The 16,388-nt window shown below is 40.1% G+C and carries 22 protein-coding genes; 5 read left to right on the plus strand and 17 right to left on the minus strand.

Going from position 1 to position 16,388, the window contains the following annotated elements; translation table 11 throughout:
* The first annotated feature begins 6 nt into the window (after positions 1 to 6).
* From AKG37_RS07110 to mnhG, 3 genes are read left to right on the plus strand one after another with little or no spacing between them, the layout of a single operon-like run.
* Complete coding sequence (locus tag AKG37_RS07110; protein ID WP_060698177.1) at positions 7 to 486, plus strand: Na+/H+ antiporter subunit E; 480 nt, start codon at positions 7 to 9, stop codon at positions 484 to 486.
* Positions 486 to 767 (plus strand): Na(+)/H(+) antiporter subunit F1, encoded by a 282-nt coding sequence (locus AKG37_RS07115; RefSeq protein ID WP_060698178.1) that lies wholly within the window; start codon positions 486 to 488, stop codon positions 765 to 767. The genes AKG37_RS07110 and AKG37_RS07115 overlap by 1 nt, the downstream gene beginning before the upstream one ends.
* Entirely contained in the window at positions 751 to 1,125 is a 375-nt protein-coding gene (gene mnhG / locus AKG37_RS07120; protein WP_003213369.1) for a monovalent cation/H(+) antiporter subunit G, read from the plus strand. The genes AKG37_RS07115 and mnhG overlap by 17 nt, the downstream gene beginning before the upstream one ends.
* 50 nt (positions 1,126 to 1,175) lie before the next feature.
* Here the strand turns inward: mnhG and AKG37_RS07125 are convergent, their stop codons facing one another.
* The 6 genes from AKG37_RS07125 to degQ form a co-directional block, all read right to left on the minus strand.
* Positions 1,176 to 1,565: a hotdog fold thioesterase gene (locus AKG37_RS07125; RefSeq protein ID WP_060698179.1), complete on the minus strand. Its 390-nt coding sequence runs from the start codon at positions 1,563 to 1,565 to the stop codon at positions 1,176 to 1,178.
* Positions 1,566 to 1,588: 23 nt separating this feature from the next.
* Positions 1,589 to 2,230 (minus strand): two-component system response regulator ComA, encoded by a 642-nt coding sequence (gene comA / locus AKG37_RS07130; protein WP_060698180.1) that lies wholly within the window; start codon positions 2,228 to 2,230, stop codon positions 1,589 to 1,591.
* Between the two features lie 80 nt (positions 2,231 to 2,310).
* On the minus strand, positions 2,311 to 4,602 hold the full coding sequence (locus AKG37_RS07135; protein ID WP_060698181.1) for a sensor histidine kinase: 2,292 nt from the start codon (positions 4,600 to 4,602) through the stop codon (positions 2,311 to 2,313).
* 13 nt (positions 4,603 to 4,615) lie between these two features.
* The gene (comX, locus tag AKG37_RS07140; protein WP_060698182.1) at positions 4,616 to 4,789 is read right to left on the minus strand and encodes a competence pheromone ComX; all 174 of its coding nucleotides are present in this window, start codon (positions 4,787 to 4,789) and stop codon (positions 4,616 to 4,618) included.
* The gene (locus tag AKG37_RS07145; protein ID WP_060698183.1) at positions 4,767 to 5,690 is read right to left on the minus strand and encodes a polyprenyl synthetase family protein; all 924 of its coding nucleotides are present in this window, start codon (positions 5,688 to 5,690) and stop codon (positions 4,767 to 4,769) included. Before AKG37_RS07145 ends, comX begins: the two co-directional genes overlap by 23 nt.
* Positions 5,691 to 5,841: 151 nt before the next feature.
* Positions 5,842 to 5,982, minus strand: a complete 141-nt coding sequence (gene degQ, locus AKG37_RS07150; RefSeq protein WP_003213123.1) for a degradation enzyme regulation protein DegQ — start codon at positions 5,980 to 5,982, stop codon at positions 5,842 to 5,844.
* A 505-nt stretch (positions 5,983 to 6,487) separates the two neighbouring features.
* On the opposite strand from degQ, the gene AKG37_RS07155 reads away from it, so the two are divergent.
* Positions 6,488 to 6,844, plus strand: a complete 357-nt coding sequence (locus tag AKG37_RS07155) for a YuzC family spore coat inner layer protein (protein ID WP_060698184.1) — start codon at positions 6,488 to 6,490, stop codon at positions 6,842 to 6,844.
* A gap of 34 nt (positions 6,845 to 6,878) precedes the next feature.
* Here the strand turns inward: AKG37_RS07155 and AKG37_RS07160 are convergent, their stop codons facing one another.
* The 9 genes from AKG37_RS07160 to AKG37_RS07200 form a co-directional block, all read right to left on the minus strand.
* Positions 6,879 to 8,105, minus strand: a complete 1,227-nt coding sequence (locus AKG37_RS07160; protein WP_060698185.1) for an EAL and HDOD domain-containing protein — start codon at positions 8,103 to 8,105, stop codon at positions 6,879 to 6,881.
* Between the two features lie 140 nt (positions 8,106 to 8,245).
* Positions 8,246 to 9,715, minus strand: a complete 1,470-nt coding sequence (locus tag AKG37_RS07165; RefSeq protein WP_060698186.1) for a nicotinate phosphoribosyltransferase — start codon at positions 9,713 to 9,715, stop codon at positions 8,246 to 8,248.
* Between the two features lie 17 nt (positions 9,716 to 9,732).
* Positions 9,733 to 10,284 carry a cysteine hydrolase family protein gene (locus AKG37_RS07170; protein ID WP_024425949.1) on the minus strand — a complete coding sequence of 184 codons (552 nt, stop codon included), beginning with the start codon at positions 10,282 to 10,284 and terminating at the stop codon, positions 9,733 to 9,735.
* Positions 10,285 to 10,344: 60 nt separating this feature from the next.
* Entirely contained in the window at positions 10,345 to 10,752 is a 408-nt protein-coding gene (locus tag AKG37_RS07175) for a YueI family protein (protein WP_047203314.1), read from the minus strand.
* A gap of 27 nt (positions 10,753 to 10,779) precedes the next feature.
* Positions 10,780 to 11,028 carry a YueH family protein gene (locus AKG37_RS07180; protein ID WP_058838084.1) on the minus strand — a complete coding sequence of 83 codons (249 nt, stop codon included), beginning with the start codon at positions 11,026 to 11,028 and terminating at the stop codon, positions 10,780 to 10,782.
* 94 nt (positions 11,029 to 11,122) lie between these two features.
* Positions 11,123 to 11,344 carry a spore germination protein gene (locus AKG37_RS07185; RefSeq protein WP_047203373.1) on the minus strand — a complete coding sequence of 74 codons (222 nt, stop codon included), beginning with the start codon at positions 11,342 to 11,344 and terminating at the stop codon, positions 11,123 to 11,125.
* Positions 11,345 to 11,442: 98 nt separating this feature from the next.
* Positions 11,443 to 11,664: a spore germination protein gene (locus tag AKG37_RS07190; RefSeq protein WP_003213446.1), complete on the minus strand. Its 222-nt coding sequence runs from the start codon at positions 11,662 to 11,664 to the stop codon at positions 11,443 to 11,445.
* A 66-nt stretch (positions 11,665 to 11,730) separates the two neighbouring features.
* On the minus strand, positions 11,731 to 12,834 hold the full coding sequence (locus AKG37_RS07195) for an AI-2E family transporter (protein WP_060698187.1): 1,104 nt from the start codon (positions 12,832 to 12,834) through the stop codon (positions 11,731 to 11,733).
* A 183-nt stretch (positions 12,835 to 13,017) separates the two neighbouring features.
* The gene (locus AKG37_RS07200; RefSeq protein ID WP_060698188.1) at positions 13,018 to 13,254 is read right to left on the minus strand and encodes a YuzF family protein; all 237 of its coding nucleotides are present in this window, start codon (positions 13,252 to 13,254) and stop codon (positions 13,018 to 13,020) included.
* A gap of 176 nt (positions 13,255 to 13,430) precedes the next feature.
* Here AKG37_RS07200 and AKG37_RS07205 point away from each other — a divergent pair, with 176 nt between their 5' ends.
* The gene (locus AKG37_RS07205; RefSeq protein WP_237697659.1) at positions 13,431 to 14,927 is read left to right on the plus strand and encodes an esterase/lipase family protein; all 1,497 of its coding nucleotides are present in this window, start codon (positions 13,431 to 13,433) and stop codon (positions 14,925 to 14,927) included.
* Here the strand turns inward: AKG37_RS07205 and AKG37_RS07210 are convergent.
* Positions 14,924 to 15,457, minus strand: coding sequence for an HD domain-containing protein (locus AKG37_RS07210; RefSeq protein ID WP_060698190.1), 534 nt, complete (start codon positions 15,455 to 15,457; stop codon positions 14,924 to 14,926). The two genes, AKG37_RS07205 and AKG37_RS07210, sit on opposite strands and share 4 nt — an antisense overlap.
* A gap of 144 nt (positions 15,458 to 15,601) precedes the next feature.
* Entirely contained in the window at positions 15,602 to 16,345 is a 744-nt protein-coding gene (locus AKG37_RS07215) for a (S)-benzoin forming benzil reductase (protein ID WP_060698515.1), read from the minus strand.
* Positions 16,346 to 16,388 lie beyond the last annotated feature (43 nt).

A 16,388-nucleotide genomic window follows, 5' to 3' on the forward strand; every position in this document is an offset into this window, starting at 1 on the left:
ATGAACATGGCCTTTCAAATATTACTAAACGCTCTCCTCGCCTTTACATGGATGTTTATGAATGATACATACAGAGCCGCAGACTTTGTATCAGGCTTTGCCTTAGGGATGGTCGCCATTTTTATGCTGCGGCGATTTTTCCCGCAGCGTTTTTACGGCTATGCCCTTTATGCGATTTTCAAGCTCATCATCATTTTTATTCGCGAGCTGCTTCTTGCCAATTTAAGTGTATTAAAGACCGTATTATCTCCAAAACTCACGATTAAGCCTGGCATTTTCGCCTTTCGTACGGACTTGAAAACAGATTGGGAAATCACCATACTGGCAAACATGATTACATTGACACCAGGAACACTCGTCATTGATATTTCTGATGATCGTTCGATTTTATACATTCATGCCATGGATATTGAGGATGCGGAAAAAGCCATTCACGATATTCGGGTTTCATTTGAAAAAGCGATTCAGGAGGTGAGCGGTAAGTAATGGAACTCATATTGCAAATTTCACTTGGCATTCTTGCGCTGTCTACCTTGCTTTTTGTTATACGAGTGATCAAAGGTCCCTCTATTCCTGATCGTGTGAGTGCGCTTGATGCAATAGGAATCAATTTAATTGGAATGACAGGCATCGTTTCAATTTTACTGAAAACCACTGCGTTCTTTGAAATTATTTTACTGCTCGGCATCCTTGCCTTTATTGGCACTGTCGCTTTTTCAAAATTCCTTGAGAAAGGGGAAGTGATTGAAAATGATCGTCATCGCTAAAGCTATCGTGATTTTCTTTATCCTGCTAGGCGCCATCCTTTGTCTAATCTCAGCCATTGGTGTCCTCCGCCTGCCAGACGTTTACACACGTATGCATGCTGCATCAAAGGCATCGACCCTTGGCGTTGTCCTGATACTAGTTGGTGTGTTTTTTCATGAGTGGTTTCTTGCAGGCATTATTTCTGCGAAAATCCTCCTCGGGATTGTCTTTATCTTTTTAACAGCCCCGGTTGGCGCGCACTTGATCGGTAGAGCCGCCTACAATACGGGAGTTAAGATGGACAAACGAAGTGTCCAAGATGATTATGGCGGTTTCCGTAACTTTGTGATTAAACGAAAAGAAGATTCTTACTTATAAAAAAACTAAGAGAACGAATAAAAAAAGCTTCCGCTGCACCGGGAGCTTTTTTATATGCGATCAATGACAGCAAGTGTGCATCTTGATGTACAAATGTGCCGGTCTCGATCATCTTTGATATCGATTTGAAATACCATTGTACGCCGCCCTACATGTACAGGAACAGCTGTCGCTGTCACCACTCCATCGCGTACAGATTTTAAATGATTGGCATTGATTTCAATCCCTGAGCAAACCTGCTTCGTTAAATCTAAATGAGCAGCAGCCCCCATGCTCGCCACTGTTTCTGCTAGAGCTGCAGATGCTCCTCCGTGCAGCAGTCCAAATGGCTGTTTTGTTCTGTGATCGACTGGCATTGTCGCAACGCATCGTGACTCATTACACTCTACAATCTCAATGCCTAGTGCCTCAAGCAGTGTATTTGATCCGCTCACATCCATTAAGGCCCTCTCCCTTCACACGTTTACAGCACACTTTCAGACTTGGCAATTAACACCGCTTCAGTTCGAGATCCGACATTCAGCTTATTAAAGATGGACGTCAAACTGTATTCAATCGAGCGTTTGCTCAAATGAAGCACATCGGCAATCTCCTGGTTCGTGTATCCTTTTTCCACTTCTCTGAGGATCAAACACTCCCGCTCTGTTAAGAGCTCGTGATCGGTCTGCTGCGCCTGTTCTGGCTTTTCTTGCTGCTGTGAAATTAATTTCTTTAAATAGGATAGCTGAATGATAACTTCTCCTTGTAATGTGCGGTGTATGTATTCAATAATTTTGTCTTTCGTCTCTGTTTTACTAATGGCACCGTGCAATCCAGCCCGAATGGCCTCTTCAAAATAGTCATCTACTTCATACCCTGTGTAAATGATAATTTTCACTTGATGGTTGGTTTCTAAAATTTGTTTCGAAATGTCCATTCCATTGATATCCCCGAGATTTAAATCCATCAAAATCACATCATAGATGGAAAAGTCATGCGTCTTTAAAAAAGCGGCTTCTGCATCAGGACTTAAACAATCAACTGATAGCTGCTGGTCTGATTCTAGTATGCTTTTTGTCCCTTCCATGACAGCCGGATGATCATCAATGACCAATATCTTTTTCATGTCTTCCTCCCTTTAAATCACTCACTTCCATTTTATATAAAAAACTTGGCAGATGCCAAGTCTTAATCCTTAATAAATCGTTACAATTCCATTTCAATTTTTACCTTGAGCCCTTTTTCTGGGGCTGTTTGAATTTGAAGCTTCCCATTCAACGCCTTGACTCGTTCTCTAATTCCCGAAAGCCCCATGCTCATGGTGTGTTGATCAAGATGGCTTGCATCAAAACCGACTCCGTCATCCTCGTAGTGAAGGACAACCTGATCTTTTATACAAATCAGCATCACTAACACTTGGGTCGCTTGGGAGTGTTTCAGCGCATTGGATAACAGCTCCTGAACAATTCGATATATATTCAGCTGGGAGTCAATATCAATGTCCAGCTCTTTATCAAAACGTGTCGTATTCAGCCTAATGTGAAACGGTGCTTCCTCCTGAATTTGAGAAGTCAGCTTCGATATCGCTTTGACTAAACCTAAATCATACAGCAGCTGCGGCCGAAGTTCATGACATGTTTCTCTCGTTGTTTGAATCACCTTAGACATTTGCTCATTCCATGAGATCAGCGAATTTTCAATAGATGTTGGACATTGGTCGTTTTGGAAATTCGTTAAAAACATCTCTGACTGCCTTTTTAGTGATATCAAATCCTGAAGCACGGAATCATGAAGATCTCTCGCTAAATCGGAGCGCTGCTTTTCTTCCATCGCAAACATGACTTTTTTCAGCCAGGCGGGATTCGCTTCACGCTGCTTCAAATCTTCAAGATGCTCCATCAACTCTTCGATTTTAACGACATTTTCCAAACTGACACTTGTGTAAAAGGCCAATGTTTTCAGCCAAGAAATCTCATCACGCGTCAATTTCGATGTCCGTAAACTAGATAAACAGCAAATCACAAAAGAGTGACCACCCCGCTCACCAATTTTCATCATAAACCCTTTATCAAGCGCAATGATTTTTCCGACTTCATCTAAAATATCTTGAAATTGATCCACATACTCTTTCCATAGCTCGCTATCTCCTGTTGACTCATCAATTTCAACAATTTGCCCATCAGCCTTTACCTCAAGTACAAAGGCTTTATTCACAACAAGCACTTCTAAAATGGTGTATTTCAAATGGTATAACACTTGGTGAAGTGATGACGCCTCACGAATAAGCTGCGTGAATTTAAACACACTGTCCTGGTAATTATGCTTCTCTGAAAAACGCTTCAGACGAAAACGAAAATCGATAATTTCTTTAAAGTAGAAGACGGTGAGCATAAGAATATACGTGATAATCGTAAATTTAACTGTATAAAAGTTAGCACTTGGCTTCTGAATGAAATCAAATATAACGACCACCACTATAGTAGGTGTGATGGCTAAAAGACTGTAATATTTGATTCTCCCCAAGAAGAAATCAACATTATATAATTTATTGGACATAAATTGATAGACTAAGAAAAACGGAATCAATAGAGCAAACGATGCAAGAATATAAGGTGAAATAAAATATTTATGAAAAAAATAAGGAATAATAAAGAATAGCATAAATGGACTGAATGATGAGATCAGAATAAGTGCAAAGGCACTAAGGACATTTCCGATTTCAGTCCCTTTCAATTTTCTAGATGCCCTTAATGTGATAATAATCGTAATAAATGCAAGTGCAAAGAATGAAAGTAGGTTAAAAGCAGCAAAAATCATATTTCTAAACAGAATTTCTAATACAATATTTATAAAAGGAACGGCATACAAAGAAAGAAGTACACGCCAACTAATAATTTCCGTTCCTAATTCCTTTAAATATTGATACATGAAGTGCATATACAACGCCGGTACACAAGTCATCGTAGAAATTACGATAAAACCGCTAATATATTCTCCTTTACCAGAGCCACCCGAGCTTACATAGGCTACAGCAACAGCTAGCAAAAAGAGAGCAAGAATATATGCAGACTCTTTTTTCCTAGATCTATTGATTTTTAAAATCATAAATATACAAAATAGACAAATCGAATAAAAAATGATAGGTATTAAATAAATAAACAGATTTTCTTGACTCAATAACCTTACATTCTCGATGACAATTTCATCACCATGTCTATCAACTACTAAACTCTTGACATTCGCTAAATAACCTCGTCTTACTTCTTCGGTTGGTTCTTTATTACCGTTCACTTCTAGGATGATATCGCCTTTTCTAACACCAGCATAGTAACTGTCTGTAAAATCTACAACATCCTCTACTTCAAGTTGTCCGTCACTATTCACAGAAACGACTGCTCCTACAAAAATATTAAAGACATTGATGTAGGAAATATAAATCACATAAATGAAGCTAAGGATCATTAATATAACAGTTAATTTCGAGTAAAATTTTTGCATAGACCCTCTTTACTCACCCAGCATCTCTCCATTTTTTTGATCTAATGGTGTCTTCTTTTTGAAAACCTTCAACAATAATGCTTGCAGTCACTTGATCAACGTGAAGTAACGATGCATTTCCATTAGCAACTTGCTTTAATGCCGAGGGATTCTCCACTAGATAACTAACCAATTTTTGAATGTTCATCTTCTCCATCTCCAATTAAAAAGAGTATCAGCTTTTCCTTTTTAGAAGCCTCTAAATGCAGTATTCTAAATGCTTCTTTAAACTTATTTCTGAGAAGGTTTCTCATAATAAATACGTATTGTTGAACACCAGATTCTTTTAATTTATCCTTTAATTCTTCAGAACCGACGCTTTTATTCTCTGTTTGAAAATAACTGAGCAAGTCTGAACTGGATCGATTAAATTCATTTTTTAAATATACTAGCGGTAATGTTTGCATTCTTTTAAAATCAATATTCTCTTTATTGAAAAGACCTACATAGTCATTTTCAAGCTGCTCTGCCATTCCTAGATAATAAGCATACTCTTCAACATTCTTTTCAAAAGAACCTGTTGCCAAAACAACTCCTAACACACAGGGTAATACAAACAGTGATCCTGCCTTTAACTTCATGATATTTAAACAATCCTGCTCATTATCTGGCTCCAGTGTCATATCCAAATGCTGTCCTTGCATTGACTGAATAGAATAGGAATATACACTGTTTAAAAGCTCCGTTGCATGATCAAGCTTCGAAAAGACTTCAAAACTCAATGCAAAAAGAACATTTGCCGCATTAATCGCAATACCGCTCTGACACTTCATCCAAGGATACGAATCTTTGTCCTGATCTTCAATATCATCTAATATATCGGCTGATAAGATGAGAAGTTCAATCCCTGCTGCCAGTTTTGTAATTGCTTGCTTGTCTTGTCCGCCAAATGCCTTATAGTGCTGGTAAGCCAATTGTCCAAAAGGAAATTCATTCTTTATATCTGTAAATTCATGAAGCAGCTTCTGTAAATCATTCTGTCTGACTGCATGTTGAATAAAATCAGACATATTCTGCTTGATTTTTGTATTCTCTAGATAGTTTAGCATACTCGTTCTTGTCCCTCACCCTTTCGTCTTTTATTTTACTAAAAAGACATGAGCAAATGTCTGCTGACATCACTATTTAACAATTATATAATAATATATCCTTTTTTTGTATGTATTTGGATAAAAAAAAGACTTGATGATTATCAAGTCTTTAAGAAATTTTCACATATTCATATTTGTCGTATTGATCAATGCTTTTGTTAATGTTATGAAGAGAAGCCGTTGTTTCTCTAATTTCGTTTTCAAGTTTCCATAATAATTGTTTAAGTTCTTCGATTTCATACTTTTCCATCGATTCCACTCTCCTTTTTTGGAAGATCAATGTATTTGTGTATGGTGATTGGGTCATAAGTATTTGATCTGTTACTAACAGTGTAAATGTAATTGAGTATTTTTTCACCGAAAAGTATGCACAAAATGTGTGCGTGATACCGCAAAATTCAATAGGTCTTTTTTCATCATTTTCTGACTTTTCAAATCATACTTTTATCTCAATTTCAAAGGAATTGCGTCATTTTCGCGACAGGAATAGGCATCATTCGTCACACTTCTCTCCATATAGAACATACGATCCCCTCTATATCTTCGGTTTGGCAAGTCATAGGTCAGACGACAGAGTCTATTGTGGACACCGCAATTTTTTGACGACATTCACCGAAATTGACCGCAAAAGTACCTATTTTTATGTTGGAATTACAAAGATAGAAAGATCATTTTGATTCTTTATTCTGATTTTCTACATACATTTAGAACAGATATCCGTCCAATTTCACGTCAATGAGAGAAGAGGTGACCACGTGTTTTACCATGTTCCTTATCCTGCTTTGCAGGTTCCCGCAATGAGCCGCGCATATCCGCCGCGCACACCTATGACTTTTCCTCCAGTAGATGCTCACTCATTTCAACGAGCCGCAAAGGAATCAGCCCGTCTCGTTGCTGATGCTTCACTCATTACACAGCAAATTTCTAGCTCACTTCCGTTTGCACAGCGCATCATGGAGGCTGCTGAGCGCTCTGATTCGACAAGTGTCGTGCGAATGCTGAAGCAAATCGGTGTGAAAAGTGGCATCGAGATCCGTTTTAGTCCAGAAGGTATTCGTATCTACTTGTCTCTTGCCTCCAGCAGACTTTTCCTTCTTTTACAATGGGCATGACAAAGAAAAGCCGCTCTGACGCGAGCGGCTTTTCTTATGATTCAAACATTTTATGGCACCATTCAATGGCTTCTATATAACAGCCGTAGGCTTCCTCTTTTGGAAGATCCCCATCTAGCATCTCATCATCCCATGCATTTCGTTCAATCCGTTTAGCCACACCCAGCACAAAAGAATAATCATTTTCATAACCAAGCAGTGCCTCGCCAACTTCATCAGAAAGCGGCAGCTCTTTCACAAGTTCGGTGATATCTGCCCTAACAAGCGTATCAATGAGAGAGAACATGCCTGTCAGCATATAAGAGGCTGGATGCTCTCGTTCAGTACGATAGGCAATCAGTTCACACGTTTTGGCACGAATGAATGACATTTTGATAATTTCTTTTTGGCTTGAGTTGGCTTGGACATTCAGTTCTTTAAATGAAAGGATAAAGATCCAGCGCCGAATCTCATTAAACCCGAGCAGGATGATCGCCTGACGGATACTTTTAATTTGATATAGACGTCTCATGCCGCCTGAATTTAGCATTTTTAATAATTGATATGATAGCGATAGGTCACTTTCAATAAAATGAGTCACGGTCTGGATATTCGGCTGGTCCTTGCTTAGTTCATTTAAAAGCTGGTGGTACGCATGGAAGCTTGTCGATAATGCGCGTCCCGATATCACATGGGGTTCACTAAAGAAATACCCTTGAAACAAGTGGAAGCCCGCATCTAGCGCTTCTTCATATTCTCTTCGTGTTTCCACCTTTTCTGCTAGGAATCGAAGTCGATACTTTTTATACGTGTTCAGAATATCTCTTCGTTCATGCGATGTGGTCTTCAGAAAGTCAACTTTTAAAATATCAATGCAATAGAGGAGTTCGTCAAGCAGCTTGTCACAATGATGTTTTCCACTTAGGAAAAAATCATCGAGTGCAATCGTATATCCCCATTTTTTTAATTGCTTACATCTTATAATAAGTGCCGGGGTAATCGGTACATTTTCTAATATCTCGATCACAAGCTGATGCGGATCAAAATAGGTGAGCAGATCAGATGAAAGCAAGCTTTCAGTGAAATTAATGTAGCATCGTTTTCCTTCTGTCAGTGTTTCGATGCCGATATTCAAAAAACTGTTAATGATGAGGTCTGTTGTCGCTTGATCACCGTCTTCAGCACTGTATGTATTGGTTTCACTATCTCTATAAAGCAGCTCATATGATACGACTTGTTCTTTTCTGTTAAAAATAGGCTGTCTCGCAACAAACACCCTCAACTGCTCCAATCCTCCTTTATGCCATGACAAACAAGATGTGCTTACAGTATACCAAATGATTACGCTTTTAGTTCATTTTCAATCGGTCAAAATAAAAAAAAGAGACCATCCCGCTTGATGATCTCTCTTTCTTCAAACCATTAGCTTTCATAAAGCTCTTTTTTTATTTTATTTTTCACATCATGGATAAACTGCATCTTATTATCCCAGCATTTTTGACTCAAATCGACTGGATATTCTTCTGGTTTGCTGATTCGTTTGTATTCCTCCCAGAAAAGTCCAAGACTATCCTGCACATAGGCTTGAATCGTTTGAATATCCGGATTATCATAGACAAGTTTTCCTTGTTCAAAAATCGGAACGTGAAGATCCTTCGCCACAAAGTTTGTGACAAATTTGCTAATAAACGTATGCACTGGATGGAACATTTTTAGTTTATCCTCAGAATGAACATCTTCCTCTTCAAGCGCAATGTAGTCACCCTCAGAATGATGATTCAATTGATTGATAATGCGGTACACACGTTTACGACCTGGTGTTGTCACTTTCTCTGGGTTGGATGAAATTTTGATGGTATCATTCATTTTGCCGTTTTCTTCAATAGACACAAGCTTATACACGGCACCAAGGGCTGGTTGATCGAATGCTGTGATCAGTTTTGTCCCAACACCCCACACATCAATTTTAGCGCCCTGTGCTTTTAAATTCATAATCGTATGTTCATCAAGATCGCTTGATGCAATGACTTTTGCATCATGGAATCCTGCTTCATCCAGCATCGTTCTAGCTTTTTTAGACAAGTATGCAAGGTCTCCGCTGTCAAGTCTGACACCAATGAAGTTGATTTTGTCTCCGAATTCTTTCGCTACCTTAATTGCATTCGGAATACCTGATCTGACGGTATCATACGTATCGACTAAAAAGACACAGTCTGTATGAGTTTCTGCGTATTTTTTAAATGCTGTATATTCATCGCGGTATGCTTGTACAAGCGCATGAGCATGTGTTCCTGATACTGGAATATTAAAGCGTTTCCCAGCACGAACATTACTTGTCGCCTGGAAGCCGCCGATGAGTGCTGCTCTTGCTCCCCACATCGCTGCATCCATTTCATGTGCACGTCTTGTTCCGAATTCTAATGCTGTCTCATCTTCAATGATTCCTTTAATGCGAGCCGCCTTTGTTGCAATCAGCGTCTGGAAATTCACGATATTGAGCAATGCCGTTTCGATTAATTGAGCTTCAACAAGCGTTGCCTCGATACGCATAATTGGTTCATTCGCAAAGACAATTTCTCCTTCTCGCATTGAATGAAGTGTACCTGTAAAGGACAATCCGCTTAAATAGTCAATGAAATCGCTTTTATAACCGAGTTCATCTTTCAAATACGCTAGATCGCTTTCGGTGAAGGAAAAGTCCGATAAATATTCAATCGCTTTCTCTAAACCAGCAAATACAGCGAAGCCATTGTCAAATGGAAGCTTTCTAAAGAAGAGTTCAAACACTGCCTTCTTCTCATGAATGCCGTCTCTCCAATACGTTTCTGCCATGTTAATTTGATAAAGGTCTGTATGTAGTGATAAACTGTCGTCCTTAAACCGATGCTCCAACTTCCATTCTCCTTCCCTTACTTAACCACTTTCGCACCAAGCGATTGCTCAAAGTGAGAAAGTGCCCACTCGTGCCCCGCTTCATTAAAACTCGCCACAGCATTTTGGTGAATCACAAGTTCGAAGCCTTTATTGTATGCATCAACAGCTGTATGAAGTACACAAATATCGGTACATACGCCGGCTAAATGAAGTTCAGTGATGCCGCGTTCGCGCAGTTTCATTTCTAATTGCGTGCCTGCAAAAGCAGAGTATCTTGTTTTTTCCATATAGTAGACATGTTTTAAATGTTTTGACGTGTGAAATAGTGAACTTAGTTGTCCATAAAGCTCAATTCCCTCAGTCCCGCGAATATTATGGGGTGGAAATAACTTTGTCTCTGGATGATAAGGGTCCTCTTCTTCATGATGATCGACAGCAAAGACGACAAAGTGCCCTTCATCAATAAATGAAGAAGTGATCTCTGTGATCTTAGACTCAATCGCTTGTCCAGGCTTTCCACATGTCAGTTTTCCATCGTCTGCAACAAAATCAACTGTATAATCAATACAAATCAATGCTTTGCCCATCCGCATCTCTCCCATATGCTCTTTTGAATCATTATAGCTTATTCATTTCACTAGGGAAACCTATTCAACAGATTCGTGTGAAAAAGCTTTTTGAAACAGCTCATCTTTTAGGTAGATGTGCTCTTGATTGACCGCACTTGGCATCTCTATGACAAGACCAAATGGAGAGTGCGCTTCATGATGATTCACCACTTTAAACGAACATCCAGCGGCATTTGCCATTTTGACATATTGAGAATAGGAAGCATAGGACAATTCACCATTTAAAAGAACTGTGGCCTGGCGATTGGTCTTCAATATTTGTTCGACCTCATGATACGGTTTATTTCTTGATACCTGTCCCTTTGTCAGGGCGAGAAGCGCTCGTTCCCTTAATGAACCGAGAAACATTCTTCGTTCATCAGGTTTTGTTTCAGCATGTCCAAATATCCCTTGCTGCAAATAAAAGTCTACGGATTCTTCTTTCATCGCTGTGTTCACTCCTGGTTTCTAAATTTACATTTCTGTGACCCAGTGCACAACCTTGAGTGCGAGGTCACGTGCTTCATCTGTTTCTACTCTTTCCATTAAGGATTGTTCAAGCGTATGGATGAGCTGCTCTTTTTCGTCCTCATACGCAATGGAAATACTCCATTCAATGTCAGGTACGGCAACAAGCGTTTTATATTCTTTTTTATTTTCATGTAAATATACATTGTAGGTCTTTGGTTGTCCGCTTGTGATGTGTGCTTTTCTAATTTTCATTTGACTCTGTTCACACCTCTTTTTTTCTTACATCCATATCCATTGTACCATAAAAAAAGACAGCTTCAGAAAAGGAATTCCCTTTCAAAGCTGGCTACGCATTAAAGCTTTTTTGCTGGCTGATCAGGTCTATATCCCACACAAAAGTGACGTTTGGACTGTTAAAGAATTGGACAAAGTCTCCTGCATTATAAGTTCCTGAACCACCCGCAGAGTGATCGACACTTTTTGGCGAAATGGCAAAAACATCACCGAAATGTGCAGAACCGTTTCCAATCACACGATCAATATGAATAGGCCCAACTATCGCTGGCATCTTTCCACCACCTTTTCTTTCCTCATCATATGCCCAGCTCAAAAATACGTGTATGAAAAATAAAAAAGACAGCTGATATTTGATCATCAGCTGTCTTTCTATGCGTTAAATGATTGAGGCTGACCAAACAATGTAAAGTCCCAAAGCATTGTCGCATTCGGATCACTTGTGAGTGACATATAATCACCTGAATTAAAGGCTCCAGCCCCGCCAGTAGAGTGGTCTACAGCCAAAGGAGCAATGGCCAGGACATCCCCGAAAGTAGCCGCACCGTTTCCTCCTAACGACTCAATATGAATAGGTCCGACGATTGCAGGCATCAGAATCTCCCCCTATCTGCTTATGTCAATCATCTTATGCAAAAAGGGAAAAGTTGTGCATCTGCCCTAAACGTTTAAATGCTGTTCTTTGCGAGATCGCTGACGCAGCTGAACCAATCTGACAATATTCAAGGTGATGGCTTTAAGCAGTGCATAGACAGGGACTGCAAAGATCATACCAAGAATTCCGCCAAAGCTTCCTGCCCCAATTAATAGCAGGATAATAGTAAGCGGATGTGTGTTGAGCCGTTTCCCAATAATCAATGGAGAAATGACATTTCCATCAACTTGCTGAACGATAAGAATCACAATCACTGTCACCACCGCTTTTCCAGGCGAATCAAGAAACGCAATGAGCACAGCTGGTGCAGCGCCAAGATATGGTCCAAGGTACGGAATCACATTTGTGACCGCAATAATAATGCCGAGAATGAGCGCATATTTCACACCAATTAATAAGTATCCAATAAAACAAGCCACTCCAACAAATAAACAGACGACAATCTGCCCTTGTATGTAAGCCGCAAGCGTATCGTTTAATTCTTTAAAAATTTTCAATCCTTCCTTACGGTAAGGCATTGGCAAAAATTGAACGAGCTTGTCCGGAAACTTATGTCCGTCCTTCAGCATATAAAACAAAATGAAAGGAACTGTGATGACAGCTAAGGCAATATTGGCAATCACACCAAACACCGCAGACATACTTGAAGCAATATTCTCCGGCAAATCTTTTAATGTCGAAACGATCGTCTGTTCAAACTTCGAGACAGACACATAATCCTGGTTCATCATCCATGTAAATGTTTTAGAATGTGAGAAGTCGTTCATAAATTTCTGCATGTCCGTCACATAACCAGGGAAGCTTTTGACAAGTCCCCCTACCTGCGTGACAATAATCGGTCCCGCCGCATTGACAATGAATGTGATGAGTCCAATGAACAGGAGATAAATAATCAGGATAGCGAGTGTCCTAGGAATTTTCTTGGACAAAAATCGAACAATTGGATTAAAGATGAAAAAGAGAATCCCTGCCAGCAGAATAGGAACAAACAGAGTTGATGCAAATAAAATAATCGGTTGAAATAAAAACGAAACCTTTGTTGATACATAAACAATGAGTAAAACAAGTAATATTTGGAATGTCCAAAAATGAACTTTAGATTTTAACAAAGAGGCTCCTCCTGTAACGTATTGATCTTATTAAAAAACTACTATTCAACCCACCTTCTGTCAACTGCTTCTTGTTTTAGAACCTTATTTTTTGTAAAAAAAAGAACAATTGGTATATCATGCACTGATTCCAGATATACATTCTATAAGCATGAAAAAAGCAGACACCTATACGTCTGCTTGTTACACTCTTTCACTGTGATCAGGCATCACCGATACAATTTGCTGGATCCGCACATAAAAAACTGATTTTGCCCCCGCCTCAATCACAATATGATCCGGCATGACTTCCTTCAATTTTCCACGCACCGTATCTTTCACTGTTTGAACAATTAATCTCATACCGATCACTTTATGCAATGTTTGATAAACATATGGATCAACTAATGAAACAAGCTGCGGACTTCCTTGTTGTGCCATCCTACCTGCCCCTTTACTTGTGTATTTACCCACAGCGTATGCAATCACCCATGTGAATGTCACTCAAAGCAAACCTATAACGTTAATACCATATTTTTACATTTTATATGTTTTTACATTTTTTAGCAGTATAATAGATTGGTGCTGTCTACAGCTTAAATCATTTGAAGAGGTGAATGATCTTGAAAAAACTAATCTGTATCGTTGCTGTCATGCTCTTTCTATCTTCTGCATGTTATGCATATGCAGGCACAATAGGAGATGAGCCTGGGACACCAGGGAAGTGGTTCAAAGGAGATGAACCGGTTCAAAAAGATGAGTCCAAACCGCCACTTGTTTTTGTTCATGGCATTAACAGCTCCTCCTCCACATGGTTCGATCGAAACGATATGGCAAAGCAAGCTGTTCTGAACGGATACGAAAGCGCATTCATAGATTTGTATCCAGATCAGGACATGAAAAAGAATGGCAAACTATTAGCGGAAAAACTAAAAGAAATCTATGATGTTTTCGGCCGAAAACTCATTGTGATTGGTCACAGTAAGGGCGGAGTGGATACACAGTCCGCACTCGTGTATCACAATGCTCATCCATATGTGGAAAAGGTCATCACACTCGGCTCCCCTCATTACGGGACGCCGCTGGCAGATTTAGCGTATAGCAAGGGCGGGAGCTGGCTCGCAAAAATTCTTGGACAAAAAAGCGACGCGCTCTATTCTTTGCAAACCGGTCTCATGGAGGCTTTCCGAAGTGAAACTGACAAACTGGAGACGTTTCCTCATAAATACGTCACTTATTCTGGATCGGAATGGGGTACATTTGGCGGAGTACTGTATTTAGGCGGGATGTATTTAAAAAGCTTTGGTACAAACGATGGGGCCGTCACAGTAAGCAGCACAAAACTATCATATGCAAACAATATTTTAACAGGGAAGTGGAATCACAATTCTATCAAAAATGGCACAAGCATGTTCCCCGTGTTCCAGCATCAGCTGCTAGCCAACCCCGCAAATGCTGAAAATAAACAAAAAGAGAATCTAACGCAAGAGCCCGTTACTACTGAGCTGAATACAGATAGTTATGTACAAGGCGGAGAAAGTGAAAAGGATAAAACAGAAGCGTTCTATGTAGAGGAAGGAACGAATGGCTTATCGATTCAGTGGTTAAATGAAAGGCAAGAGGCGCAGCCCGAAATCATCGCCCCAAATGGAGACGTCTTAACAAATCTTAAGACATCGGAAGCATCTTTCCCATATGAAGGCGCATTTTCGCACCATGTGCAAATCAATAAACCCGTTCCTGGAAAATGGATGATTCGATCAAATTCTGAAAAAAGGACTCCTTATTTGCTGCTCGTATCCTTTGACTCACCATTAAATGAGGAAATCAAAGCAGAGGCAGCGAAATCAGGGGATGCATCGACCCATTCAAGCGGGCTGATTAAACGATTAAGCAAAAAAGTAGAAACCTTTTACTTTAAGGATGCACGAAAAGATCATCCATTCAAAACAACAGCTTCATCAGATGTTCAATTGAAAAAAGAAGGTGCTTATTCTGTTACGGTTCATTACACCGGACTCACTGCATCAGGTACATCTGCGTTTAACCGTACCGTTATTCGCACATTGTATGTTGATCAGCATGGAAATATTCATGGAGACATTCCATACTAAACAGAGCGTTTCATGGGCTGAAGTGCCTGATGCACTTTCTGATCCAAATCCGTGATTTTTTTCAGGGCAAGTGATTCGTCTATTTGTCTGTAATGATGATGCCCGCCAGGCTCTTCATCCATTTCGTCTGCTTTCTTAACGATTTGCTGGAGTGTGTCCTTATGAAGGTCGCCCTCTGGCAAATATGAATCCGTATGAAGCAGAATCGCAAGCGCAATATCTTTGGCTGCCTTGGGCTCCTCACCGAGCCGTATGAGCAGTTTGTGAGCCCGCTCTGCACCTTTAATGGCATGAATATCATTCCGTCTATATGTCTCGTAATCCCATTCTCCTCCTGCTGTATACCATTCATAGTGGCCGATGTCATGCAAGAGGGCTGCTTTCACAGCCAGATCTGGATTAACCCCAGCCTGCACCGCCAGCTTGAATGCGTGATAAGCACAAGCAATCGCATGGGCTTTTCCTGAACGATTTAAATATTTTTGAGCGACTGGATGGGTGTAAACATCCATTAACGTAACCTTTCTCATGGAAACCCCTCCTTATCTATATTTTTAGCATCCTAACATATTCTGAAAAGAAACTCAAATGTTCTGTCATATTTTCTATGAGTCTCAAGAGTAGCTTATGTCAAATCAGGTGGTTTTGCTTGTACAACACGAAAAAAGCAGTCGTTATGACTGCTTCTTCACATACTCACGTGCATCATAGACACATCCGCCAGCTGGATCATCGGCTAAGAGATCGAGCAATATACCTGCGACTTCATCTGGGCTCTTCAGCGTGCCTGTTTCATATAACTGCTGAAAACGATCAATTTGTTCAAAGTCCTGTTTTGATGACTTCCGAATTTCTCCCTGCATATCTGTATCGATGGTGCCGGGTGAAAAGGAAAACGTGTTAATTGGATGCGCCTCATCCTGCTGTTCCTCATGTAAAGTCCTCATAAACATATCAAGTCCTGCCTTTGAACTACAATACGCACTCCACCCTTTATATGGGTTTTTCGCCGCTCCAGAGGAAAGATGAACGATCGTTTTCTTTCCGTTAAATGATTGAGTCTGCTCAGCAAAAACATGGCTCAACAGAGCAGGAATGACTAGATTCAACGTATAATGCTGCTGCAGCGTATCCTGCCCGCCTTGTCCAACACGCTTAATCGGTGTCACCATTCCTGCATTATTGACGAATAAGATCTCATCAGCATCTGTCAGAGTTTGCGGTGTAAGATGATCTTGAAGCCATTTGGCTGCTGCCGTTTCATCTGTCAGGTCGACCTGTGTATGTGTGAGCTTCGGATGGGATATCGGCGAAACACTTCTTGCTGCTGTGTACACATGATCCCCTCGTAAAAGCAGCCTGTTCACAAGTGCTAGGCCAAATCCTTTTGATCCCCCTGTAATGATTGAAATTCGAATGACAATCTCCTCCCTTGATAACACTATTTTACGTAGTGAAACG

The sequence above is a fragment of the Bacillus australimaris genome (genome assembly GCF_001307105.1).
In the GTDB taxonomy this organism is placed as follows: Bacteria; Bacillota; Bacilli; order Bacillales; family Bacillaceae; genus Bacillus; species Bacillus australimaris.